Origin of the sequence: Marinobacterium profundum, assembly GCF_001528745.1 — a bacterium.
GTDB lineage: Bacteria > Pseudomonadota > Gammaproteobacteria > Pseudomonadales > Balneatricaceae > Marinobacterium_A > Marinobacterium_A profundum.
Genome location: NZ_BCNS01000125.1, coordinates 1 through 24,201, shown reverse-complemented (window position 1 = coordinate 24,201; position 24,201 = coordinate 1). Strand labels below are relative to the sequence as shown.

Annotated in this window: 21 protein-coding genes; 13 read left to right on the top strand and 8 right to left on the bottom strand. The window is 55.2% G+C overall.

Annotation, left to right across the window (positions count from 1 at the left end; all coding sequences use genetic code 11):
* Positions 1–53 precede the first annotated feature (53 nt).
* The gene (locus tag MPRO_RS14060; RefSeq protein ID WP_067293755.1) at positions 54–431 is read left to right on the top strand and encodes a VOC family protein; all 378 of its coding nucleotides are present in this window, start codon (positions 54–56) and stop codon (positions 429–431) included.
* A gap of 54 nt (positions 432–485) precedes the next feature.
* Entirely contained in the window at positions 486–704 is a 219-nt protein-coding gene (locus MPRO_RS26560) for a 2Fe-2S iron-sulfur cluster-binding protein (RefSeq protein ID WP_158651825.1), read from the top strand.
* Between the two features lie 50 nt (positions 705–754).
* Here MPRO_RS26560 and MPRO_RS14055 read toward each other — a convergent pair whose 3' ends face one another.
* Both MPRO_RS14055 and MPRO_RS14050 read right to left on the bottom strand, forming a co-directional pair.
* Complete coding sequence (locus MPRO_RS14055; protein WP_067293752.1) at positions 755–2,605, bottom strand: gluzincin family metallopeptidase; 1,851 nt, start codon at positions 2,603–2,605, stop codon at positions 755–757.
* A 3-nt stretch (positions 2,606–2,608) separates the two neighbouring features.
* Positions 2,609–5,302: a caspase family protein gene (locus MPRO_RS14050; RefSeq protein ID WP_158651824.1), complete on the bottom strand. Its 2,694-nt coding sequence runs from the start codon at positions 5,300–5,302 to the stop codon at positions 2,609–2,611.
* 633 nt (positions 5,303–5,935) lie between these two features.
* On the opposite strand from MPRO_RS14050, the gene MPRO_RS25845 reads away from it, so the two are divergent.
* From MPRO_RS25845 to MPRO_RS14040, 4 genes are all read left to right on the top strand, one after another.
* Positions 5,936–6,400, top strand: a complete 465-nt coding sequence (locus tag MPRO_RS25845) for a DUF8692 domain-containing protein (RefSeq protein WP_158651823.1) — start codon at positions 5,936–5,938, stop codon at positions 6,398–6,400.
* Positions 6,397–6,651: a DUF8692 domain-containing protein gene (locus MPRO_RS26705; protein ID WP_500778571.1), complete on the top strand. Its 255-nt coding sequence runs from the start codon at positions 6,397–6,399 to the stop codon at positions 6,649–6,651. Before MPRO_RS25845 ends, MPRO_RS26705 begins: the two co-directional genes overlap by 4 nt.
* A 47-nt stretch (positions 6,652–6,698) precedes the next feature.
* Positions 6,699–7,844 carry a S8 family serine peptidase gene (locus MPRO_RS14045; RefSeq protein ID WP_067293745.1) on the top strand — a complete coding sequence of 382 codons (1,146 nt, stop codon included), beginning with the start codon at positions 6,699–6,701 and terminating at the stop codon, positions 7,842–7,844.
* Positions 7,845–8,018: 174 nt separating this feature from the next.
* Entirely contained in the window at positions 8,019–8,621 is a 603-nt protein-coding gene (locus tag MPRO_RS14040; RefSeq protein ID WP_067293741.1) for a hypothetical protein, read from the top strand.
* Positions 8,622–8,705: 84 nt separating this feature from the next.
* Here the strand turns inward: MPRO_RS14040 and MPRO_RS14035 are convergent, their stop codons facing one another.
* The 6 genes from MPRO_RS14035 to MPRO_RS14010 all read right to left on the bottom strand — a co-directional run bounded on the left by MPRO_RS14035 (position 8,706) and on the right by MPRO_RS14010 (position 14,432).
* Positions 8,706–9,371 carry a hypothetical protein gene (locus tag MPRO_RS14035; protein WP_067293738.1) on the bottom strand — a complete coding sequence of 222 codons (666 nt, stop codon included), beginning with the start codon at positions 9,369–9,371 and terminating at the stop codon, positions 8,706–8,708.
* A 22-nt stretch (positions 9,372–9,393) separates the two neighbouring features.
* A complete protein-coding gene (locus MPRO_RS14030) occupies positions 9,394–9,810 on the bottom strand; it encodes a hypothetical protein (RefSeq protein ID WP_067293734.1) in 417 nt (138 codons plus the stop codon).
* A gap of 116 nt (positions 9,811–9,926) precedes the next feature.
* The gene (locus tag MPRO_RS26650) at positions 9,927–10,895 is read right to left on the bottom strand and encodes a hypothetical protein (RefSeq protein ID WP_067293731.1); all 969 of its coding nucleotides are present in this window, start codon (positions 10,893–10,895) and stop codon (positions 9,927–9,929) included.
* Positions 10,896–10,898: 3 nt separating this feature from the next.
* Positions 10,899–11,333 carry a hypothetical protein gene (locus tag MPRO_RS14020; RefSeq protein ID WP_067293727.1) on the bottom strand — a complete coding sequence of 145 codons (435 nt, stop codon included), beginning with the start codon at positions 11,331–11,333 and terminating at the stop codon, positions 10,899–10,901.
* Entirely contained in the window at positions 11,330–12,928 is a 1,599-nt protein-coding gene (locus MPRO_RS14015) for a CHAT domain-containing protein (RefSeq protein WP_082708780.1), read from the bottom strand. The genes MPRO_RS14020 and MPRO_RS14015 overlap by 4 nt, the downstream gene beginning before the upstream one ends.
* 406 nt (positions 12,929–13,334) lie before the next feature.
* Complete coding sequence (locus tag MPRO_RS14010) at positions 13,335–14,432, bottom strand: hypothetical protein (RefSeq protein ID WP_067293719.1); 1,098 nt, start codon at positions 14,430–14,432, stop codon at positions 13,335–13,337.
* A 397-nt stretch (positions 14,433–14,829) separates the two neighbouring features.
* On the opposite strand from MPRO_RS14010, the gene MPRO_RS14005 reads away from it, so the two are divergent.
* The 7 genes from MPRO_RS14005 to MPRO_RS13975 all read left to right on the top strand — a co-directional run bounded on the left by MPRO_RS14005 (position 14,830) and on the right by MPRO_RS13975 (position 24,098).
* Positions 14,830–16,461, top strand: a complete 1,632-nt coding sequence (locus MPRO_RS14005) for an esterase/lipase family protein (RefSeq protein WP_067293716.1) — start codon at positions 14,830–14,832, stop codon at positions 16,459–16,461.
* A 100-nt stretch (positions 16,462–16,561) separates the two neighbouring features.
* Positions 16,562–17,425, top strand: coding sequence for a hypothetical protein (locus MPRO_RS14000; RefSeq protein WP_067293714.1), 864 nt, complete (start codon positions 16,562–16,564; stop codon positions 17,423–17,425).
* Complete coding sequence (locus MPRO_RS13995; RefSeq protein WP_067293711.1) at positions 17,422–19,398, top strand: hypothetical protein; 1,977 nt, start codon at positions 17,422–17,424, stop codon at positions 19,396–19,398. Before MPRO_RS14000 ends, MPRO_RS13995 begins: the two co-directional genes overlap by 4 nt.
* A 162-nt stretch (positions 19,399–19,560) precedes the next feature.
* Entirely contained in the window at positions 19,561–20,094 is a 534-nt protein-coding gene (locus tag MPRO_RS13990) for an ISAs1 family transposase (protein WP_067293707.1), read from the top strand.
* Positions 20,095–20,536: 442 nt separating this feature from the next.
* Complete coding sequence (locus tag MPRO_RS13985; RefSeq protein WP_067293704.1) at positions 20,537–22,165, top strand: tetratricopeptide repeat protein; 1,629 nt, start codon at positions 20,537–20,539, stop codon at positions 22,163–22,165.
* Positions 22,165–23,760 carry a CHAT domain-containing protein gene (locus MPRO_RS13980; RefSeq protein ID WP_067293701.1) on the top strand — a complete coding sequence of 532 codons (1,596 nt, stop codon included), beginning with the start codon at positions 22,165–22,167 and terminating at the stop codon, positions 23,758–23,760. Before MPRO_RS13985 ends, MPRO_RS13980 begins: the two co-directional genes overlap by 1 nt.
* Positions 23,760–24,098 carry a Pepco domain-containing protein gene (locus MPRO_RS13975; RefSeq protein ID WP_067293698.1) on the top strand — a complete coding sequence of 113 codons (339 nt, stop codon included), beginning with the start codon at positions 23,760–23,762 and terminating at the stop codon, positions 24,096–24,098. The genes MPRO_RS13980 and MPRO_RS13975 overlap by 1 nt, the downstream gene beginning before the upstream one ends.
* Positions 24,099–24,201: the final 103 nt, after the last annotated feature.

Below are 24,201 nucleotides of genomic sequence, written 5' to 3'. Positions count from 1 at the left end.
TGATTCAAGGAGTCGGTATAACTTCTATCCCATTTATCCCGGAGCTGTGAATTATGCGTGAGATAACAGACTTCAAGCCATTTGTTCCTTCGAATGATTTTGAGGTGTCGAAGGCGTTCTATGAATGCATCGGATTCACCGTCAATTGGGACGATGGGGAGGTCTGTGAAATTGACACGAATTTTGGTTATAGATTTCTTCTCTTGCCAAAAAATCACAATAACTACGCTCACAGTCTGATGCTCCACTTTATGGTTAACTCCGCTCAGGAGTGGTACGACCATTTCGAGAGAATAAAATTAATGGAGAATTTCAAAGGCACGAAAGTGGCACCGCCAGATCTGAAGCCATGGGGATTACTCATAACCCACGTCTGGGACCCGGCGGGTGTTCTTCTTCATTTTGCTGAACGACCCGATGGAAAAAAATAACAAATTCGGGGCAGGGTCGATAGGAAGGCAATGTTTCGTTAAGTAGTGGAATTTATGCTTGAAGTCCGGCTCTATCGATACAACCCTGAATGTGATGATGCTCCTTATATGCAGTCGTTATCACTTCCTGAAGAATTTCGTAGCCGTATGGTTTTGGATGCTTTGTGGTACCTGCGTGAGCAAGATCCAACGCTGGCATACCGGCGTTCCTGTCTGAATCCCATGGCGGCAATCGGAATGATACGGCGTGAATTGATGCGTGATGCTACATAAGGGGTGGCCTAATAAAAATGTACTCTGACCCCATTTATCCCTGACCCCATTTATCCCTGGTCATGTAAGCCATGCATATGTTTGAATGAAAAGTTTGGATTTCCCTCTGAATCTCTCAGGTTTTTTCGCTGAGCCGACAGGCGTTCTTCATCATCGACTCGTTTACGGATGGCGAACTCTATTTGACCTTCTTCCGTCAGCACCAAGGTGGAGCCACCCCAGGCGGGGCCGTCAGGGGTACTGCAGCACTGTGAAATTTCGGCGACCATACCGTGCAGTAACCGTCCGTTTCGAGCACGCCTGGCAACCGGACGAAGCGATTCAATGGTTATAGGCCCAAAATCACCGCTGATACCCGTGAGACCAAGCTCAGAGACAAGCTGGCTGCCTTGATCTAACTGAAAGGACAGAAAGTCTCCAAGTGCCCCGGCCTGCTGCTCTACTTCTGCTACGCTTTGCGCCGTTAAACCATCATTGGCGAAGCGCAATTGAGACCAGGCAAGCCCCGGTATCTGAGGTCTGTCTATCGGTGAAGGTGAGTTCCATTCGAGTGAATATTCACTTAAATCGCGCACTTTACGCAAATCTACATTTCGGCGACGAAACTCGCGTATGAGGGCTTCGCGCATACCGGTACCGTCTTCCTTGTTCAGCATCCGGTCGGCAGTGATGATCGCGCGCAGATAGTCACCGAAGCGCACGTCCAGGGGAGGGCAGTAGTCAATTGCCCTGATACAGACGTTGAGAAACTCCTCGGCTATTTTTGTGGCCTCGTTTGCCAGCAGAGAAATAAGTTCGCTTGGCAAGGCGCGCTGTTGTTGTCCATGGGTGGCAAAGTTGGCGAGCCGGAGCAGTTCTTTCGCGCGGCCTTCGTATATCTGTAAATAGGCGGAGAATATGGCCGAGACCAGAACACCAGATCGCTTGTGCGGTTCATTCACGGGTGCGTCTGTATAACTCAGTGGTTGGCTGTCTGCACTCTGGCCAGGCAGAACCGTCTGCTGTATGGCGTGGCGCAAGGATCTTCCTTCTACACCACTCAGCGCTTCGCCGAATTCCCTGCCCAATTCCAGCAGCATGTCTGAGTTCAGCCCGCCGTGGTCTTCAATGGCCTGTTCTACCAGGCTGGGATACCGAAAGTGCTGAAACAGAGCCACCAGATCGGCGAACCCTTCATGAAAGGCTGGCACATCAGGGTGTGTATTCACCCGAAAATGGGCGCGCATACCATCGAGCAGAGCGTGGGTTACCTCATGGGCGATAATGTCATGGGACAGGGTCGTCATCACGAGCCCACCGGGTAACAGGTTGCTCGAACCGTCAGGCACTGTTTCAAAGACACCGAATTTGAGTGTTCCACTGTCGGCATCATAGTAGGCGTTGGCCTCTTCAAGTGCGAAGGGTTGTATTCTTAGCGTGGCTGCCTCGCCGTTACGAATACGGTGCGCCGCCCAGGGGCCCCAGGTTGGAGAGCGGCCGAGGGCCTCGGTGAAAGACTCGTACACGCGTTGGCATACCGCATACGCCATCTGACCCGCAAACAGGGGAGTTCCCGTACAGGGCGCAATGCCCCCAGACATGGCCAGTCTGGGTTCATCGAGATGCAAGGGTTTATTTTCAAACTCCTGAATAAGCCGATCAGGCCAATCGAGATGCTTGCGAAGATAACTCGGCAAGGGCGCGTGCTCTACTTCAAACACGGCGCCACGGATACCTTCTGCGCCCAGGGGCTCATAGGGAATATCGACACATTGAGTCGGTTTCTTCAGGCCTATACCGGCCGGATCCAAAACGTAGATCCACAATTTACGCTGCGGCGGATCATCGGCGCGAAGGCGATAGGGCGCCATTAGCACCGGTAAAAATAAGCGATCGCCAAACCGAATCTGCTCGGTCATCATTACTCAGCCGTTACTGGGTCTATTGCGAAGAAGGCTGGAAATTTCATCCAGTCTGCGCTCTATTCTCTCAAGCGAGTCTGTGTACTCTGGGGGGGTATGGGCATGGCTGATATTCACATGGGTGCTTTGGCTGCTGGGCGTGGCGCCCTGCTGTGATAGGGCGCTAAACAGCTTTTGCCCACGTCGGTGACTGCGGGCGCGGAAGTTGGGTGTCTGCAGATGGTTGTTGCTGAAGCTTTTGATGATGTTGTCGGCCAGCATACCGTACGTCATCTGGTTATCGGTTATGGCCTGCAGAATGTTAAGGCTGGCCCGGGTGAAATTGCCCTGTCCGTTCTCTTCATAGGCGGACTGGTGATCCTGACAGGCGGCATAGTGAATCTCCCAGCCAACAGCATCATTTCGGGTCGTTGCGAGTGTTCTGGCAGCGTGCTTTTGATTGAATTGTCTCTGCAGCTCGGGTTCGACGTCAAGAAAACGACTATTACTCTGATTCTCTGGTGCCTGGGCGTCAAATGCGGCACGGGTGCTAGTACCGGAGTGGCAGCAATCAGTGAACAGCACGAGTTCTACGCCTCGGTCACGATGACGATCGAACAGGTCTCCCAGCATGTCATCAATAATGAAGTTACCGGACTCAAAATCAACCGGCACCCAGGCCTCATCAAGTTGATCCGCTTCATCGCCAGAATTATCAGCGATCTGAGTACCGTGGCCGGCAAACTGGATGACCACCACATCCTCAGCCGTCGCCTTCGACAGCAATTTATCGATGCCATCCACAATGGCAGCCGCCCTGGCTTCCTGATCCAGTAGAAAGCTGACTTCAAAGCCGTGGCTCCCCAGCCAGGTACCCCAGGCCTGGGCATCTGCCACGCAGCCAGCCAAGGGTTTGCGTGAGTATTGATTAATACCAATACACAGGGCGTAGCGGTTGCCGGCTGTTGCGCCTCGCTTCGCGTTGCCATCATCTTTCAATGGGTAATCCACGACAGGGTCCGTTTGGCTTAAACCCCGAATGTTACGTACCACGCTGGCCAGGGTTGCCGTGTCATCATCAAATCCACCGTGTGAAGTGGACGCCGTGGTGCTGGATACGGCCCAGTGGATATCCGCGCGCCCTGGGCGGCCCCCCAGGCCGAATAAATCAACGGTTTCGGCATCAGCACGCAAAGATTCATCCAGACCTGAAATTGGCGTATTTACCCGTGTCTCAAGGGCTGCAGAGACCAGGTAGAGCAGGGATTTTCGATAAATATGAGCGCAATGGTCCGCCTTCTCATAGTGGCGAGTCATGGTAAACAGGGTGAGCTTGTCAACGCCGTGTTTGTGCCCAAGCAAAGGCACAATATGACTCTTGAAGAGGTCGATATTAGCGGCAGGGGCCAGTAATTGTAGCGAGCGAAAGGCTGGCAGACCAAGACGTTGACAGGCAGTTAGCAAATAGGCGTGAAAGATGGATCCGGCGCTGTGACCCACGGCGTGCAATTCAACGTTATTAGCGTGCCGAGCACAAAATCCCTGCAGTTTTTTTGCGGTGTAGAAGGCACCACCATCATCGGCACTGGCGGCTTCTGCCGCACTCTTCATGCCTCGCCAGATGTTGTCCACCTTCAGTGCCCGAGCCGATTTCTCAATAATAAAGTCGGTGGGGGCAAAAAAGTCGATGGCCCTCTCACCTTGGCCCAATGCTTTTTTCAGTCGATCGGTAATGGTTTCAAAAAGGCCGGACTCCCAGACAAAGCTGATCGGATAAATATGATTCTTTTTCCACCAGGCAAGACGCTTATAGGCTTGCATCAGGCCAGCATTCTCGTCCACCAGCCCACCGTGGGCATACAGCATAATTCGCAGGGGCTGCTGTTGTGCCTGGGCCTGAGCGAGAGCCGCCTCTAGATGCTGGTCGATGAGCGTATCGACCTCCTGGGGCGTGGTTGTCATGCTGCCGTCGTTTGAGAATTGCCCTCCGCGCAGGTTGATGACATGCGGTCGCAGGCTGTCGATTATATCGCTGCTCAGGCCGGAAGAAGACCCAAAACCACCCCGTTCAAACTCACCCTGGGGGTCATGCTCGGCAAGAGATTCGTCGCCACGGGGCGCGGGTACTTCCCTGTTAAGTTGCGTTAAGGCTTCGGCAATACGCCGCTGCTGCTCTGTCATCTGCCTATTGCGCAGTGCGCTGGCCTGCTTGGCTTGGACTTCGCCCACCAGTTCGTCAAATACGACTGAGGTCCCGGGGCAACTCTTCGTCGACATCATGTTATGAAACATGATGGCCGTGCTGGGCAAATTAAAATGCCCTTGTACGGCTGCAATAACATGGATCAGGGCTGATCGCTGCGACCCCATCAGCTGATCCTGGCCGAGGTCGAAATCACCAATAACTTCAATCATAAAAGGGCCGCTATCCAGCGACCCGTTATGCCCCGCAGCGCTCGCCGGTGACAGGTTGAAGTTGCGGCCCAGCCAGATGGCTCCTTCGGGACCAATGGACACATGTTGCGCGATATCCCGCCAGCCATTGGTCTGAGTGTGATGGCGCCACATGCCTTCTATAGAGGCATGCCCCCGATACTGAGCATGGTTCGGCCGCCAGGTATGATGGACGTGCACCATATTAATACGCCGGGTGAAGCTGAACTGCGCCAGTAGTTCAGAGAATTCGTCTTGGTTGAGTTGTGAAAAGGGAGGGGGCATTGGGATCACCTCATACAAAAAATCGATAGTCGAACCCAAGTTGGGTTCCCTGGCTGCCTGTCGGGCTTGGCCGGTCGTCGCGAGGGAAAGGCTGCTAGTGTCATTTGAGTATAGGGCACCTCGAAAAACCTCGCCGACCAGCACCGGGAGAAGATCGACCGCCTGGGTGATCCACATACCGGGATCAATCTGCCCATCGCCTTTTCCGCCCTGGCCGCTGCCGTTGATCCAGTGGCGCAGCGCCTGGTCAGGCAGGTGGACCGCCAGGCTCGGGGTTGTTTTTCGAGTTTTGGTTTATTTTTGATCATTTTTTAATCTACATTTAGACAATGCAGGGGGAGTCTCTGGGTGTGTCTCTCCCTGCTGCTGTTTTTTCGTCATGGTTCGTGGTTCGTGGTGCAGGATGCCCGAGCCGCGTAGATCAGTGTTAAGTCCGACAGGCTGCGAGGCAGTATTCCGTTATCGGAAGGGCGGTAGCGTGTTTTTCAGGCGTCTACCCGTGTTTGTAGATCCAGTGTGCGATTGCCCCCGTTTTTGACGAAAATTCATCAGGCAATACTGGATCAGGCAATTTGGCCTCGAGGCCAGGATACAAATCGTTTGCAGTCAAAATGCCATAAATGGGTTTACATAATGACTATTGATATAACACCCGAAAAAATATTACGTTTGTTCGTTTTTGTTATTAGTTTTTTACTAATGGCGAATGTTATGGGGATAATTTCTAGAATATACTTTGAACATGACCATGTTTATGGTTTGGTTAGTCTATTTGATTTTAATGCCGAAAAGAACATTCCAACACTTTACTCGTCAATAGCATTGGTTTTTGCCAGTATCTTACTTTTGTTTATTTCTATTATTCATAGAAATAAACATGAGCCTTATTTTTTGTGGGGAGTATTGTCGTTTATATTTTTATTCTTATCTATAGATGAAATATCATCTATTCATGAGAATTTAGGAACTCCGACTAGAGATTTTTTTGGGGCTTCAGGTTTGTTATATTATGCATGGGTTATTCCTTACGGTGTTTTTTTGGTTGTTTTTTTAATTTCATATTTTAAATTTTTATTAGTGTTGCCTAAAAAATTATGAAGTTATTTCTTGTGTCTGGTGGGTTGTTTGTTTTAGGTGCTATTGGTTTTGAAATGCTTGGGGGATGGCATGCAGAGTTACATGGTACTAAGGGGGTTCTTTATTCTATATTTTATACATGCGAAGAGTTTCTCGAAATGTTGGGAATAGTTATTTTTATTTATACTTTGTTAACCTACATCCTAACCCAAAAGGAACACTTGAGAATAAATTTAAGTGAAAATTATCCGGCCGTTATAACAAGGGATTAAAACGGACATTTTTCAGTGGGTCTTGCTAATTTTTTGCAGGAGGAGTTATGGCCGCGCAAAATTCGGGCGACGCACGAAACGCCTTTTTACTCGGAGGTTCACCCTCGCTGGAAGAGGTCTATAACCCGGTAACCGGGCATGCACTGCTGATTCCGGGGGTACCGCAGTTATTGCCAACTCCCTCTGCTGATGCCGTTCGCATTGGTATCATCGATTCGGGAGTTCTAGCTGATCATCCGCAGCTGCGCAATCTAGTGGTGGCGATGAAGTCTTTCGCCGGTACTGATCCGGCAGACAACATCGGTCATGGCACCCTGGTTGCTCTTCAAACGCTCAGGTTACATGCTGACCCTGAAATACAGGGGTTGTTAGGGGAAAAATTTGAGTATCCAGCGCTTATCAGCGCCAGGGTGACGGATCAATATGGCGTACCCAGCGTCGACGCGGTGATCCAGGCTATAGACTGGGTCGTGGAGCAAGGCGCCAAACTCGTCAACCTCAGCTTGGGGTTTCGTGGCGATACAAAAGAATTCGAAAACCTCTGTGAGGCGATCACTCAGCATAGCGACACCATGTTTTTTGCCGCCGCCGGCAATTTTGGCCCAGAGGTGAAAGTTTATCCTGCGGCTTGCAGCGCACCAAACCTGATGTCCGTTGGTGAGCTCCGTGGAGGGAAGGTGACGGCAAGCTCTGGGAAAGGCGATATATATGCGCCCACTGATGATCCACTTTATCAGCCCTGGCAGTATTACCTGGATCTCGGTAACCGTGCCTCGCGGGCCGGTGATTTCGTAACCGCGCGGAAACAGTACGCTTTGTCACTGGCACAACATAAGAATACTGGAGCCCTGTTTCAAATGGCTTTGCTGGACATCCAGTCCGAAGACTTCAATACGGCAGTGATTAACTTGCAACAGGCCTTAGAGTTGGACCCGGGCGCAACGCTTGTACGGAGCCATCTCGGTGCTGTGCGTTTTATGCAGGAGCGGTTCGATCAGGCTGAGATTTTGCTAAGTGAGGCGCTACGCCAAGACCCTCAAGACCAACAAGCTGCGTTTAATCTTGGCCTGACATATTTGAATCTCGACCGGATCGATCAGGCGCTTTATACATTCCAGAAACTGCAGCAGAAAAACCACGAATATCCCCGTCTGAAAGAGATTATAGCTGAAACCAAAAGGCGACTAGGCTAGCAGCCTGCCGAACTTAACGCTAATCTGCTGCGGAAAAGCCGATTTTGGTCATTTTCCGCGCTATTTTTCGTTAAATAGAACCACTATTCGTCTCAAAAGAGCTCAAAAACTGCCTCAAAACGGACTTTCCCTCGCTACGATCGGTCAAGTCCGACAGACTGCAGGAATAATATCATGAAAGATTTCGTTGATCTGATTCCATTTTTTCAGTCTTATTCCGTATGGGTACGTTGGCTGGTCGTCTTGTGGCTGCTATACAGCTCGGCTCTCGGTGGAATCCTTCTTTTCTCGCCCCGCATGACCCCGCCAGAACCAGAGGTTTCCATTGACGACTTTCGACTTATAAAACCGACAGACACTTCCGGCCTAACCCTGGATTTTCTTGTGCGCAATGCACTGGCACAGGAATCGCAGCTGGTTGAGTTGCAACTTGCATTTTATGGGCAGGATAAACCGCGGGGTGGCCTGCAATCTTTCAATACCGCGTCGGCAGTCTACGTGCTATCCGAGGGCTCAGGCGTTGATCAACTGCTTGCGGGTGAAGACAGCTCCAGTATGAAATATGAAACACAGGTCACCTTCCCGTACCAGGGACAGGATTATGCGGAAGTCTCAATTCCAATATCGCAGAGTATTTCAAAGGCAGGTACAGACAGGTTCATCGTTCAATTAAAAACTGATGCACTACCAAAGCAATCACATCAGCATATCGAGGCAGTAATCCGTTATAACGGAAAGCGGTTAACCAATACCCAAGTAGTGAAACTAAAAAAATAATACCTTTATTTCCTGAATAATAAGGTCGCAGGCATGGCCCAATTAACCGCATGGTGCCTCCTGACTGTGCTGGCACCCGTATGTTTAACCACCGAAAAAGAAAAACCAGATCGGTACCGGGGCCACGGCCAGGGCGATCAGGGTGATAAATCCGTGAAAAGGAATGAGCCTGCTCATGCCCACTGCCAGGCCGATGCCGCCGCCCCCGCCAATCAGGGCATTGCCGGGCAGGTTAAGGGCGACGGCAACAGTCAGGTAGCGGTATTTTAACAGCAATGGCGCTATGCCCCTGGGAAGTTGCTCCCCAAGCAGTGCCAGTCGCTGTTGCCGGTTCAGAGGTGCAAGCTGGTTGACCCGAGCGCCGGCTCTATGAAGATGCAGCCAACTCAGCAGCCGGTAAATTCTGGGGGGAGGGATTATCCTGCCGATCAGAAAGCTTAACGATAGGGCAACAAGGGTACACAGATAGACCAGCAGGGCGCCCTTGCTGCCCAACAGCATCATCAGTGCCAGGCCTATTTCTATACCGGGCATGAAGGGAATGGCCATCAGGGCGATATAGAGGCAGGCCGCCGCCAGCACCATGATGCTGATCAGCGCCTCGTGCCGGGGAAACAGCTGCAGGTCGAGCTGCCGGGCCAGCCAGTTGCCGCCCATATTCAGCGCGATAACAATGCCGAGCAACAGGGCGAACCTGAGGGTACGGCTCAGTCGAGTATTCCCGGCCGGCTGATGATGCGAGCCTGTCATATGCCGTCCCGGGAGGGCATGCTTATTCCTTCAAGGTGCCGCTGAACCAGTATTCCCGGCGGGTATCCCAGTACCAGCGTTGCTTGGTCCATACAAAGGTGACCTCGGCAGTGTTGCCCTCCACCACGCCCTGCCAGCTGATGGTGCCGTGGGTCGGGCTTTCGGTGACGGCGGTGAAGTGAATGGCATTGTCCACTACGGTGGTCGCATATTCGGCACTCTCGAAATGATAGGGCTCGCAGGATACCGAGGTGAACAGGCCGTGCTGGAAGGTGATCTCTTCGTATTCATCCGGGTCAAGTTCCTTGCCGGCCTCGCCGTTGAGGCCGACAAAGGTCATGCCGTCCAGCAGGCCAACGGGTGCCGTAGCGGCCAGGGCGCCAAGCGGGAAAAGCCCCAGGAGGAGGATAAGCAGGTAATGCTGAAACCGGTTGTTCATTCATTCTCCAGGCGCTTGACGACCGGCTCCGGTAGCTGGAGCCGTGCCGAATCTTGATGCATTGAAATCATGAATAATATTTGTGGCCGGTCGGATGCGTTCAGCAAAATCATTGTCTAATCGTCCCCGCCACTTAGAGCGGTGTTTTCGTTCGCAGGTTTAGCACCGGTATCGGTGGTGTAGGGCAGGCCGTGGCTGTTCTTTTGTCCCGTGAGAAAGGCCGAAAGTGCCTGGCCAGTCGTTTTTTCTTCCGACTCGTTCTGCGGTAAGGGTAACCGCATCGCGCGCAGCATATCAAACCGATGCAGATCGAAGGCCGTGGCCAGCAATACGCCGTAACTCTTTGCGGCCAAACAGGCGCTAAGGTAGGCACCCAGAGCGAGCAGGCTTAGGGCGGCGGGGAGCGTCAACCAGTAATGATGTTGAGCCAGTAGTGCCGCGCTGACGATGGCACCGATCAGCAGATAGAAGACCCAGCGCAGCGCCATGTCCAGCCGATCGCGCACGTCGCCGAGTGCGGCCTGCAGGGTTACGCCGATGAAGGGGTAAAGTCGCGGCCACAGGGCAACAGTCTGCAGGCCGTATCTTTGGCCGGCGCTGTCTTCCGCGGCGCGAAGTATATTACCCAGCCGAGTGGGCAGAACGCGGTCGTGCGACGGAAATTCTGCTTGCAGCTTTTGATCCGCATGGAGTATCGAATGCTTATCGGCCGGATTCTCGGAGTAACTTAACTTCCTGAGTTTTTCGCGTTTTTTCCGCCAATGCCTGGCCCGTATCCCGCCCAGGTAGCCCGCCAGTCTGCCGGCACCCCAATAACCTTCAAACATGCGCACTATAGGGGTTTGCAGGGCCTCGAGAGCCAGCGCCACGATAACGATGAGCAAGCCGATAGCGGCGGAGTTCAATGTGTCCAGTGCCTGCATCGCCCGCATCAAACGATGCCAGTCAGGCGCGGTTCCGGGCGCACCGCTATTCACCAGGGCGATGACGAAGAGCGTCAGGGTTCCGGTGGGAAGCAGGTTAACACGAACGAAACGCAGCCCGAGCCGTTCGATGCCGTCTGTCAGGAAGCTCGCGACATTCAAGGGTCAGCTTCCATCGCAGGGAACTACTTTTTTACCGGGGTGATGGGGGCAGTCTGGAGCGTCGTCGGGATTGTATCGGCGCGCGTAAATATGGTGATCGCAAGCGTCTTCCGGACAGCACAACTCGATCAGAGCTTCGTTCAAATCCCCGGGCAGGTGGAGTCCGTCGGCAGCTCCGATGCCGCGAACCTGAAAACTGTTGCCGACGAGCAGGTTCGCAACCCCGGGTATTGCAACGAAGTCTGACCTGGCCAAGCTGCCTCGTGGTTTCCCGTCGCGCCAGATTTCCACCCCGTCGATATCGGCCGCTAACGCGAAGCAAGCGGCAAGGCCGACTATATCGTCGTCGACCAGCGTATCGGTATTCGGAACAATAAAGGATTCCTGCGCATCCAGGTTTTCGCTCAGACGGTCCAAAACTTCGCCGATTGGTATCATAAAGGTCTCCTCGGCAGTGTAACCCGGGATTGCCCAAGCAGATAAAAGGCCGCGTGCTGATAAGCGGATGTGAACGGATACTCGTCTGCCTCTCGCATGCGCACCGCGATCAGCTCAAGCTGCAGCGCTTCGCGGGGAGATGCGGCGCGTTCGCGCCGGGCCGCCCTTTGCAGCAGGCTAGCACTCAAATCGCGCGATAGCGTGCTCATTTTATGTGAAGCCTCGCTCAACGCGGCGCAGAGATCGACATCGACGGAGCCGTCTGCGTTGTCGCGCGAATACTCGCGCATTTCCTGGTAGAAAAGCTGCACAAATACAGCCGCGGCGACGTCCGAGACCGGCCAGAGGCCGGCGATAATTGAGTTTACACCTGCGAGATGAAACGCAGCAACCAGGCCCTGCCATTCCTCGACATCGGTAAAGCCACTGGCGCCAAGGCTGCAAGTGGCAAGATTGGCGACCTTCGGCATGTGCTCGTCGGCATCGCTCAACAGCTGTGCCGCGCAATAGCGATCAGCGACGCAGCCGCGCTTAGCCTCGTCGGCCGTACCCCAGAGCGTGCGGCCATCGTCGCAGTGGAGAAAGCGTTCGCGACAGGCCGCATCGCCCAGTTCCTCCAGCACGCCGATACCGGCGATCTGGATTCGGCCTTTGCCGTCTATCATAACCGGGGGATCATCGCTGGCCGCCGTACTGATAGACCAGAATTCGTCGGCGGATTCGGGTTTCGACGAACCCCAGGCTGGATTCAGCAGTAATGAGGCTTCCAGCGGGTCGGTAAGCGGTATGTGACCGTGCCCCGAATAGTGCAGCCAGTCGGTCTGCTTCAAGACCCTCTGCAAATTGCTGCGATCGGCCTTTAGACCCTGTAGTCGATCTATGGGGAGGCCAAAAGCCGACAAGGCATCGATAACAGCGGATGTATCAGCCAGCGCCGCGGGCAAGTCCAGCAGCGGATCGCTGACCACTGCGGCATTGGAGATGCGCGCCGCCAGGTTGGCGCCTTGATCGAGAAAGGTCGCCGCACAGATCTCCAGCGTCACCTGCAAGTCCCGCAGACAGGGCAGTGCCCAGAATGGCGCCAGGCGCATGAAGTCGTGCGGGATTACCGTCAGCCGGCGAATTCCGTGTTCCTCGATCGACGCTTTTATGCGAGGAGCCAAAGCCGCGTCGAACTTCTCGATGAAGCTGTCCAGCGCCGGGGCCCGATCAAAGGCTGGGTCCAGAATGGCGAGACTGTAAAGCCATCCGGAACAGACGCCGTCATTGATCTGTGCGTCTGTTGCGAGATTCCAGTCATCCAGCAGGGTCCCGACAGCGGGAGAGTCTGAATCCGAAGCTGTGACTAGCATAACCAGGCATTGTTCATGCCCGGCGACGACGGACAGTACCGCTTCGTCCGGTCGAAGCCGAGCGGCGACCTGCTGTACGCCGACTCGCTGCAATTCTGCATCCGGCACCCCGCTTAGCAACTGGCGATACTCTTCCAGCAGCAGACTGTAACGGGTGACCTCGCTGGATACAGGATTGAGCACCATGGCTAGGGGCGAGTTGTCGCTTGAGTCACTCGGCACCCCTCGGCGCAGTCTGTACATTTCCCGCTCTAGCGCCTGCAGTCGTTCGCGGTCCGAAGAGGTCTGTAGCGCGGAGCGATAGCGCAGGCGCAAACTCTTCGAGTGCTCGGCGTACTCGAATGCCTCCGCCCATCGATCGAGTTGCCCGAGCGAGATCACAAGGCTTACGGCCGCATCCCGCAGCCGTTTTCCGTTGGCTTTTATTTCGGATGCGAATAACGCGCTACCTGATTACCCACAAAGCTCAGCCATGTTCCAGCCAGTTTAGCTTTAGTAAATTCAACAGGTTACGAAGTAGCTTCTGTTTAAATTTCTCGTATCAAAGCGAAAACTAACCTGCTTTGGTTACCGCATCATGCCGTACCTGCCTGTTCACTAAGATTAGAGCATGATACTGGGCTATATAGTGGCTGAGGCTCATAAGTAATCAGGAGGCGCTAAGGTAATCGGCCTCCAGCAGCGGCATGGCAGGGAGTAGTGCGTCGATGGCGTGGGCGGGCTCGTCGCAGCGCAGCCATTGCACCCCTTCGAAGACTCCAAGTCGATGGTAACACCCGCTGCCCTTTTCGAGCTTGCCGCGGATCTCGGCGAACAACTCGGCGGAGCGGCGAGGAAGAGTCCAGGAGTAGGCAGCGGCCAGCGCGAAGAGTGGCATTTTAAGGTCCTGGTCCAAAGCCGAGGCGCGCATGTCGTCAAGCGCAGCCTCAACTCGACCTGTGAATCGATCGCGCCGTCCATCGTCGCCGGCCTCTGCTGCCGCCAGGAGCTGATGACTCAAATACGAGAACCAGACATGCGATGTACGCAAGCGCAGGTTCGATTCCTCGTCATCAAAATCGGCTAACAGCTCGAAACACCGCTGCAAATGCTGTTCACATTGTGCTTCGTCCGCCAGATCAAGTTCGACCAAGTCACAGCGCGTGAATATTTCGCGTTCGATGTCCTGTTGCGCGCTGGAATCCTGCAGACAGGCATTCAGAATATTGCGAATTTCATCGACGTCGCGCAGCGGATGCTCGTCCGGCAGCTTGGCCATTGCGTGAGCAGCCGCGCGCCACATCGGTTTGAGTTCGTCGTCAAGATCGACAATCTGCCGGGCGACCAGGGCGCGTCGTTCGTCTTCGTCCGCCCGCTCTGTCATGCGTTCGCCGAACAACCAGTCCGCCAGGATTTTCTCGCACTCGAGAACACCCTGTAGCTGCTGCTCGTCGCCGTGGCTGAGCACATCAAAGGTTGAAACCATGAAGCGAACGCCCATATCCATGAAGGCTTCCGCGAATGCTGCTCGATAGCTGTGTGCGTCAGGGGCATCCAATATGGTCTGCATGTGTTGCAGGATCTGTTGCTGTTCGGTGGGGCTCAGTGGGCGCAGTGCGCCGATTTCCCAATCCGCGTCGGGGAAAAGCGAGAGCAGTATCTCGATGTTGGGATCGTCGTGGGGCAAGCCCTCGGCTTTGACGTATCGCAGCACGGCATCTTCGATATCCGCGTTCCAGCGGTCGCCGTCACCCGGAGTATTCGTCAAGAGTAAGCCCGCGATTTGTCCCTGTCCATCCGGGGGGTTCTGCTTTTACGCATAGAGCCGCAGGCTGCTCGGGATCTTACTTACAGCACCCGTATCGAGATCCCGCGTCGGGGCGGCTGCGTGGTCGTGAGCAGGCCCATGGGGCAGGCCGATCGCCACGCTCTGTGTTTTTTGATTCTCAATCTACATCTGATTAATTATTAACCTATATTGAAAAATGTAGGAGAGTCTCTGGATGCGTCTCTCCCTGTACTTCTGCATCCCTGACGCTGCCTGAGTTGAATTGTAGTCCGTATTCCGTCGCAGGTAGGGCAGTAGCGTGGCTTGTTATGCTTCCTGCACCGTGCATGGAACGTCGTTTTCGTTTCGTATTTTTTACAAGATATTGAGTAAAACTATGAACTCCGAAGATATTTTTCATAAGGTCAATGAATTGCGCCAGAATGCCGAAGATGTCTTGAGCAAAGGCCAACCTGAGGCAGCCGCAGGTTATTTAAAGGCTGCGATCGAGCTTGCTGATGAGTCGGACACGCCAAAAGAGTTCGGCATTTCTGCGTTGATGGTGCGATACCGCACGGTCCTGATCAATTTGGGACAGACGGCCGAGGCCAGCGAAGTTGAAGCCGGGATTGAAGCCCTGATGACCGACGAAGAGCTAAAAGCCGCCAAGCAACCCGAAGAAGGCGACTACGTCGAATTGCCCAAAGGAAACAATCGCGAGCAGCAAATATTCGTGAACGATTTTAACGATGACTCCGGTGCGGGTAGACGGGCCGAAGATCCTTTCAAAGCGCCGGGCGAAGGTCGTGCAGATGGCACGGCTGCTGAGGTGACTCCGAGTAACATGCGCACCCCAGAAGAACCAATTACAAGCACTCCCCGTAAATCCCCTCCGTCATCTGGCACTCCTGAATTGGCTGACACGCCGCTTTTCTTTGTGCCCGGAATCCTTGGCTCCCAGTTGGCGAAAAAGGTCTGGCGCAATGGTCGCGAGCTCACGGTCAAGCCATTCTGGCCACCCGATTTGCCCTTGATGACGGATCGGGCCGGAATCCTGTCAGAAATGGTCAATGGCCTGACTTCACAATCCACAGTGGACGCCATCGGCCTGTTTCCTGGCGCCTATACGCCATTGATCGAAGGGATAAAGCGGCTGGGATATGAGATTAACAGGAACTTTTTCATTTTTCCCTACGACTGGCGCAAGTCCAACCGGGTCAGCGGCGCCGCCTTTGCTGCTGAAATTCGTGCCAAGGTGGCCGCCAATCCAAAGTGGACCAAGGCGGATGTGGTCTGCCACTCGATGGGCGGCTTCGTGACACGTATGGCGCATAAACTGGGTGCGCCAATCGATCGGACAATCTATATTGCCTCGCCAAATTATGGTGCAGCCAAAGCGCATTTTGTCCTGCATCCGGACATCCAAATGACGTCCTTCTGGGAAAGCCTGATTCTTGAAAGTGCCTGGAAACACTATTTCCGCCGCCCCGGTGACTCCCGCGATATTGAGCGCCGTCTCAAAGAGGCCGCGCGCAGCTTTCCCGCTGCGTGGGAGTTGATGCCGGATAAATACGCTATCGATTGGCTCACACTTGAATTCATCTGGTATCAAGGCCGTTCTGGTCGCCACAACCGCTGGATCGGCACCATGCAAGAAACTTATTTTGGGGGGCGGTTCGGCTTTCCTCAGCAATGGCATAACGATGTCCAGAATGCGATGGACTTCAAGGAAAACAGTCTTGGGTTCACGATACCGGGTGTCCCGTCCAAATCCCTGGTGATCTGGTCCGACAGCGAAGACCCGACCCTTGATTCGATTACCTACCAACGGGTCGGCAGTCGAGGTGACACTACCGGTGACTACTGGACCAACAAAAGGGATTATGGAGGGCACGGTGACGGTACAGTGCCTACCTCTTCTGCTCGCGACTTCAAAGGTGCGGTCAATAAAATCAGGATTGCCGGCGAGCATTCGCGAGTGGCCAATGACCCACAGACCATCATCGAGATCGGCAAGTTTCTGGCCTGACCGTGTTCTCTCCCTTGATTATCAGAGAGGCAAAAGGCTAGACCTGTTCTCTCCTCTGAATGGGGCGCTTTACCCGATTTCAAATTTTGGAAGCACGTACATGTATTTGCGGATGATATTTCTCGTTTTCTCTCTGCTCTGCGCGAAACTCGCGATGGCGGATTGGAACTTCTCCACAACTAGCCATACGGTATTGGAGAGTCCGACTGCGTTTGGCGTATCGGTCGATGGTGCCAGATCGCTTGCGCTGACCTGCGTCGACGGGAACCCGCTGATCTTTGCCCATGGGTATCCTGCCGTGCCAGGTGCAAACCGCCAAGACAGTTTCGCGATCGTCGTTGACGGTCAGAGCTTTACCGTGACCGGAGAGCACGCGCCGCCCGATGGTCTCTGGAGCGGTGCGCCCACCGCCGATTTGATCGCAGCGCTCAAGAAAGGGCGGATAGCAGATGTGACTCCAGTAAGGCAGCCCACGATGCGCGTTCCGCTAAAAGGATCATCCATAGCCATAGATGCGGCATTAGAACGCTGCGCTCCCGTAAGTCGCAGCCAAGCCGGCAATGTCGGCGGCAACTCGGTCAGCAAGACCGTACTGACCGGTGCGCTAATTGCACAGGCATGCGCCGGCGACTATCAGATCGCGGAAGGAGCTGAACTAACCGGTCAGCTCGATGGGGACGACAAGCCCGACATCATGCTTGACTGGGCGGGTGTGTCATGTGCCGACGCTTCCAAAGGGCGTGGGGCAGGGCGTTGTGGCATCAACATGTGCACGATCGAGGTGTTCTTTACTCAAACACAGAAGGGTCAACAGCTCTTGGGACACAAGCCGCAGATCCTGCAGCGGGCCTTTGGCAAGTCCGCGCTGCGTACGCTCGCGCTGCGCCCGTCATGCCCCGGGGGCGCGCTTGAATGCTGGATCGACTGGCGTTGGAACGGCACCGAGCTGGAGGCGGTTCGATGAAATTTCTCGCACTTGTTTTGGCTTTGGTTACGGCACAAGCGGTAACCGCGCAGACTGAACTCAGTGTCTTCGGCGCCATGGTTGAAGGGCCCGGAGGCGAGCCGATGGCCACTGCCACAAGCATTGGTGGCGAACCGGGACGGACTCTCTACCTGACATCCTCTACGTTGACCACCACAGACGGCATTTGCCTTCGCGCTTGGGACAAAGGCGCGTGCCATCCCGTGCTGCCGGGACAAGGAGGGCCTGTGGCCGGCGTGGAGGGTCTTTCCGTGATTGCGGTCAGTATTCCAAACGACGAGATCATGGCCAAATTCTCAGATATGCGGCTCACCGCGCAACCCTTGGTAGGAGTTTTCGATCCGAAGACAGATGGGCGACAAGTACAGTTTGTGACTCAGGGCGCCCTCGGCGGATGGGAAAGCCCCTTGGACCCAGCCGAGGTGACCGGACAATCAGGCCGGGGCTTTACCCTGCGAAGCGGCGTGCTCAATCCGATGAGTGTCGGGGCGCCTGTCGTGCATCCTCGAAAGGGGCTCGTCGGCGTGATATCAGCTGCGCAATCGGGAAGCGCGCGTGTGAGCGGCATATCAGAGTTGATCGATGCCATTGTGAACGCCGGCTTTCCCGTGCCTCCCGAGATACGCCCCACGGATAGTGAGGCCGGAGAGCTTCCGCGCCAAGTGGACAGCGAGCTGGGGCGGTTTTTCGTTTTCAGTGACAACAGCAGTATTGCAGCCGGGTTGACCGGATTCTATGGCCCATCACAGGGTTTGGGGTTCGATGAAAATTTTGTGGCGAACCTGGACTACAGTGTGTGGAGTCTCGACCTTGGCGCGTCGGCTGGCGCGTTGCTCGCTACCGGAGCAAAGACACTGCCCTTGATCCGCTCTGGCATGCCACTGGAGGCGCCATTTCGGGGGACGCCGCCGGATGTGGTGGCCACGTGCGTGATTCACGAAACGCCCGCATCTCAGGGGCGGCGTGCGGTGGTGATGCAGTTCTGGCGCGCGGTGCCAGAACGTTACAACGACCAGACCAACACCAAAAGCTATGACGAGGCCGCCCCGCCGCTAACGGGGTGGGCCGACGGCGCGTCGCCATGTGCACAGAGAATTGCCCAGCTGGATGCCAAACGCATCGCCGCGTTACGAGGCGACGTCCAGGTCGAAACGCCGGCGACAGCCAGGGCGGAGACATGGCGCTGGAGCTCAGTCGAGGCCGGTGGTCGCCTGAACGTTTCGGGCATGTCAGGCGCCACGCGCGCGAACATTTACTGCTATCAATCCGGAGATAATCGGATTGCCGGCATGGCCCTCACAGGCGATCTGTTGAAGCCACTCGCTGCGATAGATGTGAGCGGCGGCAGGATAGTTAATCACGTCGGCGGAAAGCGCTTTGGGGTGGGCCTCATGCGCTCCGGTGACATGATCGCATTGGAGCCATTCCAGGACGGCGAGGCCTTTGTCACCGCACTCGAAGGCGCAGGCAAGATCACACTGGAATGGGAGGATTCAAACGGCGTCATCCCTTTGGGGATCATTGATCTGACCGCCGCAGCCGAGCACCTGGCGGCGCAGCGTGAAGACTGCAGACTTGCGGGAGCAAGCAAGAAGAACAGCGCGCAAGGGGACGAGTGGTCGCTGGTGGATAGCTGGCCTGCCACGGGACAGGCGGCCGCATCAGTGGCATATACGGCCGGCCAGGTGATAACGCTTGGCTGCACGGAAAGCCGCGAGCTCGTCGTGGCTATCGAACCGGCAGATGGCGTTTCAGACTTTCGGATCGGGGGCCAGACAGCGACCGAGCAGGGCAGGGCGGATAGAAGTGCTTATGCTTTCTTCCCGAAATCCGTGCTTGACCAACTGGTCGCGGGGGCTGACATCAGTTTTCAGATCGGCGGGGCGCATTTCGAGCTTCCTGGCCCGACGGGCCTGGGAGAGGGTGCTGTCGGGGCGACCTGCCGCGAATAGGGGTAGCCCTCACGGAACGGAATTTTTTGTACGCTAAGCCACCGTGACGCCCGGTAAGGACATTAGGGGGTCAGGGCAAACGCATGAATGTTTTTTATACAGCTGCACGAGTCGTAGCTTGCATCAACCGTGTGAAAGCGTGATGCTTGCGGACTTTTGCCCATGTCCAACATACCCTTACTCGACCGTATCATGCAGCTCAAAGACCCGCGCCAGTCCGCCAAGTGCACCCACGACCTGGGTGAAGTCGTTTTCATGACCACCTGCGCCCTGCTATGCGGGGCCGATGATTGGAACGGCATCGAATTCTTCGCCCACGAGCGTGAGGACTGGTTTCGCCAGTATTTGCGGCTCCCCGGCGGCATTCCATCACACGACACCTTCAACAGGGTGTTCTCCCTGCTCGATCCTGCGCAGTTCCGCGAGTTTTTCACGACCTGGGTTCAGGATATTCTGATAGATACGCCGCTATCAGGTGTCGTGGCCATCGATGGAAAAACTGTGCGCGGCTCCCGAGCCAGACACCATGGCGCCATTCATATGGTCAATGCCTGGGCCTGTGAGGACGGCATAGCGTTGGGGCAGTTCAAAGTAGATGCAAAATCCAACGAAATTTCTGCTGCGGTATGCGGCAGCTCAATGGTATTTACACAAAGCTTCAACCGCCAGCATCACTGGGTAGGGCACCTTTTCTAGCAGCCTGTCGGACTTAACACTGATCTACTACGGGCGGAATCGCCGACTTCTCTTCGGTAAAGAGGGGTCATTTTATGTGCTCTAAGAGAACTACTATTCACAAGCTACATCCCTGTAGCTTGCCCGGTGGGCAGCTAGCGCTGTGTAAACCGGCAATTCTGCCGATTTGTAGCCTAAAAAGTGCCCAAAAACTGCCTCATTCAATCGCCGGGAGCGATTGAACGTGCAAACCCCGAAGGGGTGAAGCACATGGATGTGCAGAACAAATCGGCCTTAGGCGCAACGCCTCAAACGCGTCTTCTACATCGATATTGAGATGTGCATAGAGTGCGGCAACAGCGGACTCCATACCTGTTTTAACGCCTATCTAATACCACTGGATTTTAGGAAAAGAGTCATTTTTTATTCCTATACTTACAATGGATCAGTCGGAGAAACGGACATGGAAAACCATCAACTCCCTCCGGGCGTTGAGCACCTGCGAAATGCCAAAATGTATCGCCAGGCATTCCATCGCCTCGATCTCTACCGCGCCGAATCGGATAGCGAATTACTGAAGCACCACGCCGCACTGTGCCTGGGCAGTGCCACCGAATTTCGCATCTACCTGGCGGATCGGCTGCAAGTCCTGCCGCCGCCAGAATGTCTCAAGCGCATGGTAGCGGAGCTGAACCAGGCAATTACCATCGACGACGACATCGCCTACCTCTACTGGAACCAGGCGGTGATTGCATCGCGCTATCAGGGCGACAATGCGGCCGCGAAAGACTATCTCCACGAGGCTTTGGCCCGGGACCTGCAACATCCGATGGTACAGGCGCTGCAGGAGCGTATCGAGGCCGACGTCGGGCCCGTCGGCCGCCAGGACACAGCGGGCTATCAATTACGCGAAATCCTCTACCGGCTGCTAGATGTAACTGCCGACGAAACACTGCCGGACGAGACGATAAAACTGGGCGGCGACTACACGCAATGGTCCCTCGAAGATTATATCTCCGAAGCGCGCGGGCTGTTTTCCGATGCAGCGGAAGACATTCTGGATGCGGCGTTGACGGAATTTTCTGGCCACTGGGCCAATTTGCAGGACGACGGCATGATTACCGCCGATGCGCTGGACTACGGGCTGGAATTCGTCTTTCGGGTTTGCGAACTCCAACCCGGTTCAGACGCCGCGCGGCAGGCCTTGCGAGGCTTGATCGGCTTCCTCACTCGCTTTTCGATGTCCGTGACCGGGCACCAGCAACCCAGTGCCAAAGATCTGAGAAAGGGCAAAAAAATCGCCCGCAGGGGAATCCGGATCCTGGAAAACACGGAGGTCGCTATCGATCCCGATACCGAGGCGGACCTGTGGCTGGCCCTGGGTCAGTGCTCGGGAAGGCCGCAGGATCTGCATCTGCCCGATGCCCTCAAGGGCTATATCCGGGCGCTGGAGCTCAAGCGCGAGGCCAACAACCTGAAGGATATCGATCGACTGCAGGACTTGCTCGCCAGGATGCTGGATTACGCGATACAGCAGTCCGTCGGCCTTCAACTGGGAATCGGCGCGGCAGGTAAAGTCCATGAAGAGATCGAGGCGGCTTACCGGGCAGCCAGGGTATTGGAGGACAAGGACGCGCAACTCAATGTAGGCATGCGCTATCAATACTACCTGTCGTCCATATCGCGCCCGGACGATGCGCTGGAGGTGCTAAATTCGCTGTTGGACCTGGACTCGATAGACGAGGAGGTCCGGTTAGACCTGCTGTACGAAAAGGCAGCTCGTTTAACGGAAGCTCGCAAATCGGTAGCTGCACTCGGAATACTGGAACAGCTGGAGCCTCACATCGATGCCAAATCCCGACATGTGCAGTGTATATTCTGGAACTGTTATTCCAATGCCATGCGCGAACTGCACAAGCTCGAGCAGGCGCTGAAATATATCGACAAGGCCCTGGAGGTCAAACCGCAGTCCGCTGAATACGAGGTAGATTCCCTGAATCCCATGCTTCATACCAACCGGGCGAATATCTTGCTGCAACTTGACAGGGTTGACGAGGCGGAAGCCGAACTCGAGCTCGCCAGGGACCAATGATGCCGACACTCGATCCGCTGTCCTACCTGCGGACCGCGGCCATGGAAATGCGTATCACCCTGGCCCGACGTGATTACGAAGCCGCGGTCGCGAAATCCGACGCGGCCGTAGCCGCATTGCAGGACCTGATCACCAGAGGCCATTCCCATCCGTCGGTTTGGCAATCCATGTTGTTCGAATGGAGCCGCCTGGATTATTTGCAACTGGAAGCCTATGTGAAGGCCAAATGCCCCGCCGAGCATTGCCTGGCGATCGCCGAAGCCGCGAAAGGCCGCCTGTTCAGACTTTACCGAATGATTGGGGAGCTCGGTCCGAATGAGCTTTCGAACCAGGAGATGACGAAGAACCTGATTTCATCTGCGGCGCAACGGCAACCGATCGAAAAGGCGCGGAAGTGGCTCGAATCCGGGCGGGAAAAACACCTCGTCAGTCTGTTTTGCAGTTCATCCGGCATCGCGGTGATTTCACTGTCGGAAAAGGGCGCCAACTGTCACTGGATCGATGGCCCGATCTACGATCGTTTTCGCGCAGGGGTCTACAATCACTGGGAACAACTGAGCGACTGGGCCCTCGATTCGCGTCTGCAATCCGCTGCGTTGCAGGTGGGCGCGCCACCGGAACTGGTGCTCAACAGCGCGCAGGCGGTCAGCGAGCTGATGCTCGACTGGTTGGGCAATATGCTGGCCCAGGCCGTTCCCGATATCGCCGCTGGCGGAGATGAGCTGGTACTTATTCCCCACCGATGCTTTCGGTCCCTGCCGCTCGCCCACGCGCGACTGTCCAACGGCAAATACCTGTCGGAACTGTTCGAGCGGGTGACCATCGCGCATACGCTCACTGCTTTCACCCGGCCGATGGCAACCGTGACTCGAACCGTCAGTCAACTGGACATGTTCCTCGACCCGCAGCAGGATTTGCCGCTGGCGAGACTGGAAGGCCTTCCCGGCAGCGGTTGGCCAACCCATATCGGGCAAGCCGCCACAACGGCCAGGTTTCGGCAGGCTTTGGCGCAACCCGGCGGAATCCAGCTATCGACCCATGGCGTTTTCGATCCCGCGAATCCTTTCAGTTCGTGGCTGGCACTAGCCGACGGGAAGATTGCCTTGTCGGAGCTCTATGACAGCGGGCAGATCAAGCGGCAGCTCATAGTCCTGTCATCCTGCGAGTCGGGCCTGAGCCAGCGCAGTAATTCCGATGAACCTTTCGGATTTCCAGCACTGCTGCAATCGGCCGGGGTGCATCAGGTCATCGCGCCCTGCTGGCGGGTGGACGACCTGGCAACCCTGTTGTTGATGTCCGAGTTCCATCGGCTGATCGCGGACCAACACGCGCCCGAGCAGGCGATATACCGGGCCAGCCACTGGTTGCGCCAGCTCGACGCCGAACAGGCGCTGCATAGAATCGAAACGATAGAAGCCAGCATATCGCCCGACGAACAGTCCTGTTTCGACGATGCCCTGGTGGACCTGCGTCAGCAGAAAACATGGCTACACAGTCACCGGTACGATATTCAGTGCCCATTCCAATCACCGGTATTCTGGGCGGGGTTTCAAGCCTGGGGCTCATCCGTATCGACAACTCGAGGAGAACCGTAATGTCAGAAAAAAAGCTGGTCATTTTCGATATAACCGATGTACAAACAATCGACGGCATTCGGCCCACGCGGGCGAGAGGAGACCGTGTCTCGGCTTCCGCGCAAGCCGTGGAAGCCGTGGAAGCCAGCTCCAGCGCCATCGAAAAAAGCCTGACCGGATTCATCGATACGGTCAAATCCATGCTGGAAAAGGTCGATGACGTGTCCGGAAACTACAAGATTAACAAGGTGGAAATCGCCGCCCAGGTCAGTTCCGAGGGCAAGGTCGGGTTCATGGGCGTCGGATTGTCGGCCAACGCTTCCTCCAGCATGAAAATCGAATTCACCAGGCGCGACTAGCTGAGTTGAATTGCAGGCCGTATACCATCGCAGGTAAGGCTGGGTTATTAACCCGGGTTAATAACATGAAGCAGGGATGCTTCATCATTGGTCGCAGGCCAAT

Excerpts from the sequence above, each read along its gene's own strand:
- MPRO_RS13985 (WP_067293704.1), top strand. The coding sequence starts at position 20,537 with ATGGAAAACCATCAACTCCCTCCGGGCGTTGAGCACCTGCGAAATGCC.
- MPRO_RS13975 (WP_067293698.1), top strand. The coding sequence starts at position 23,760 with ATGTCAGAAAAAAAGCTGGTCATTTTCGATATAACCGATGTACAAACA.
- MPRO_RS14050 (WP_158651824.1), bottom strand. The coding sequence starts at position 5,302 with ATGCCCCCTCCCTTTTCACAACTCAACCAAGACGAATTCTCTGAACTA.
- MPRO_RS26560 (WP_158651825.1), top strand. The coding sequence starts at position 486 with ATGCTTGAAGTCCGGCTCTATCGATACAACCCTGAATGTGATGATGCT.
- MPRO_RS13990 (WP_067293707.1), top strand. The coding sequence starts at position 19,561 with ATGTCCAACATACCCTTACTCGACCGTATCATGCAGCTCAAAGACCCG.
- MPRO_RS14035 (WP_067293738.1), bottom strand. The coding sequence starts at position 9,371 with ATGACAGGCTCGCATCATCAGCCGGCCGGGAATACTCGACTGAGCCGT.
- MPRO_RS14005 (WP_067293716.1), top strand. The coding sequence starts at position 14,830 with ATGAACTCCGAAGATATTTTTCATAAGGTCAATGAATTGCGCCAGAAT.
- MPRO_RS13980 (WP_067293701.1), top strand. The coding sequence starts at position 22,165 with ATGCCGACACTCGATCCGCTGTCCTACCTGCGGACCGCGGCCATGGAA.
- MPRO_RS14000 (WP_067293714.1), top strand. The coding sequence starts at position 16,562 with ATGTATTTGCGGATGATATTTCTCGTTTTCTCTCTGCTCTGCGCGAAA.
- MPRO_RS14045 (WP_067293745.1), top strand. The coding sequence starts at position 6,699 with ATGGCCGCGCAAAATTCGGGCGACGCACGAAACGCCTTTTTACTCGGA.
- MPRO_RS13995 (WP_067293711.1), top strand. The coding sequence starts at position 17,422 with ATGAAATTTCTCGCACTTGTTTTGGCTTTGGTTACGGCACAAGCGGTA.
- MPRO_RS14055 (WP_067293752.1), bottom strand. The coding sequence starts at position 2,605 with ATGATGACCGAGCAGATTCGGTTTGGCGATCGCTTATTTTTACCGGTG.
- MPRO_RS14020 (WP_067293727.1), bottom strand. The coding sequence starts at position 11,333 with ATGATACCAATCGGCGAAGTTTTGGACCGTCTGAGCGAAAACCTGGAT.
- MPRO_RS26705 (WP_500778571.1), top strand. The coding sequence starts at position 6,397 with ATGAAGTTATTTCTTGTGTCTGGTGGGTTGTTTGTTTTAGGTGCTATT.
- MPRO_RS14060 (WP_067293755.1), top strand. The coding sequence starts at position 54 with ATGCGTGAGATAACAGACTTCAAGCCATTTGTTCCTTCGAATGATTTT.
- MPRO_RS14030 (WP_067293734.1), bottom strand. The coding sequence starts at position 9,810 with ATGAACAACCGGTTTCAGCATTACCTGCTTATCCTCCTCCTGGGGCTT.
- MPRO_RS14015 (WP_082708780.1), bottom strand. The coding sequence starts at position 12,928 with ATGTACAGACTGCGCCGAGGGGTGCCGAGTGACTCAAGCGACAACTCG.
- MPRO_RS14040 (WP_067293741.1), top strand. The coding sequence starts at position 8,019 with ATGAAAGATTTCGTTGATCTGATTCCATTTTTTCAGTCTTATTCCGTA.
- MPRO_RS25845 (WP_158651823.1), top strand. The coding sequence starts at position 5,936 with ATGACTATTGATATAACACCCGAAAAAATATTACGTTTGTTCGTTTTT.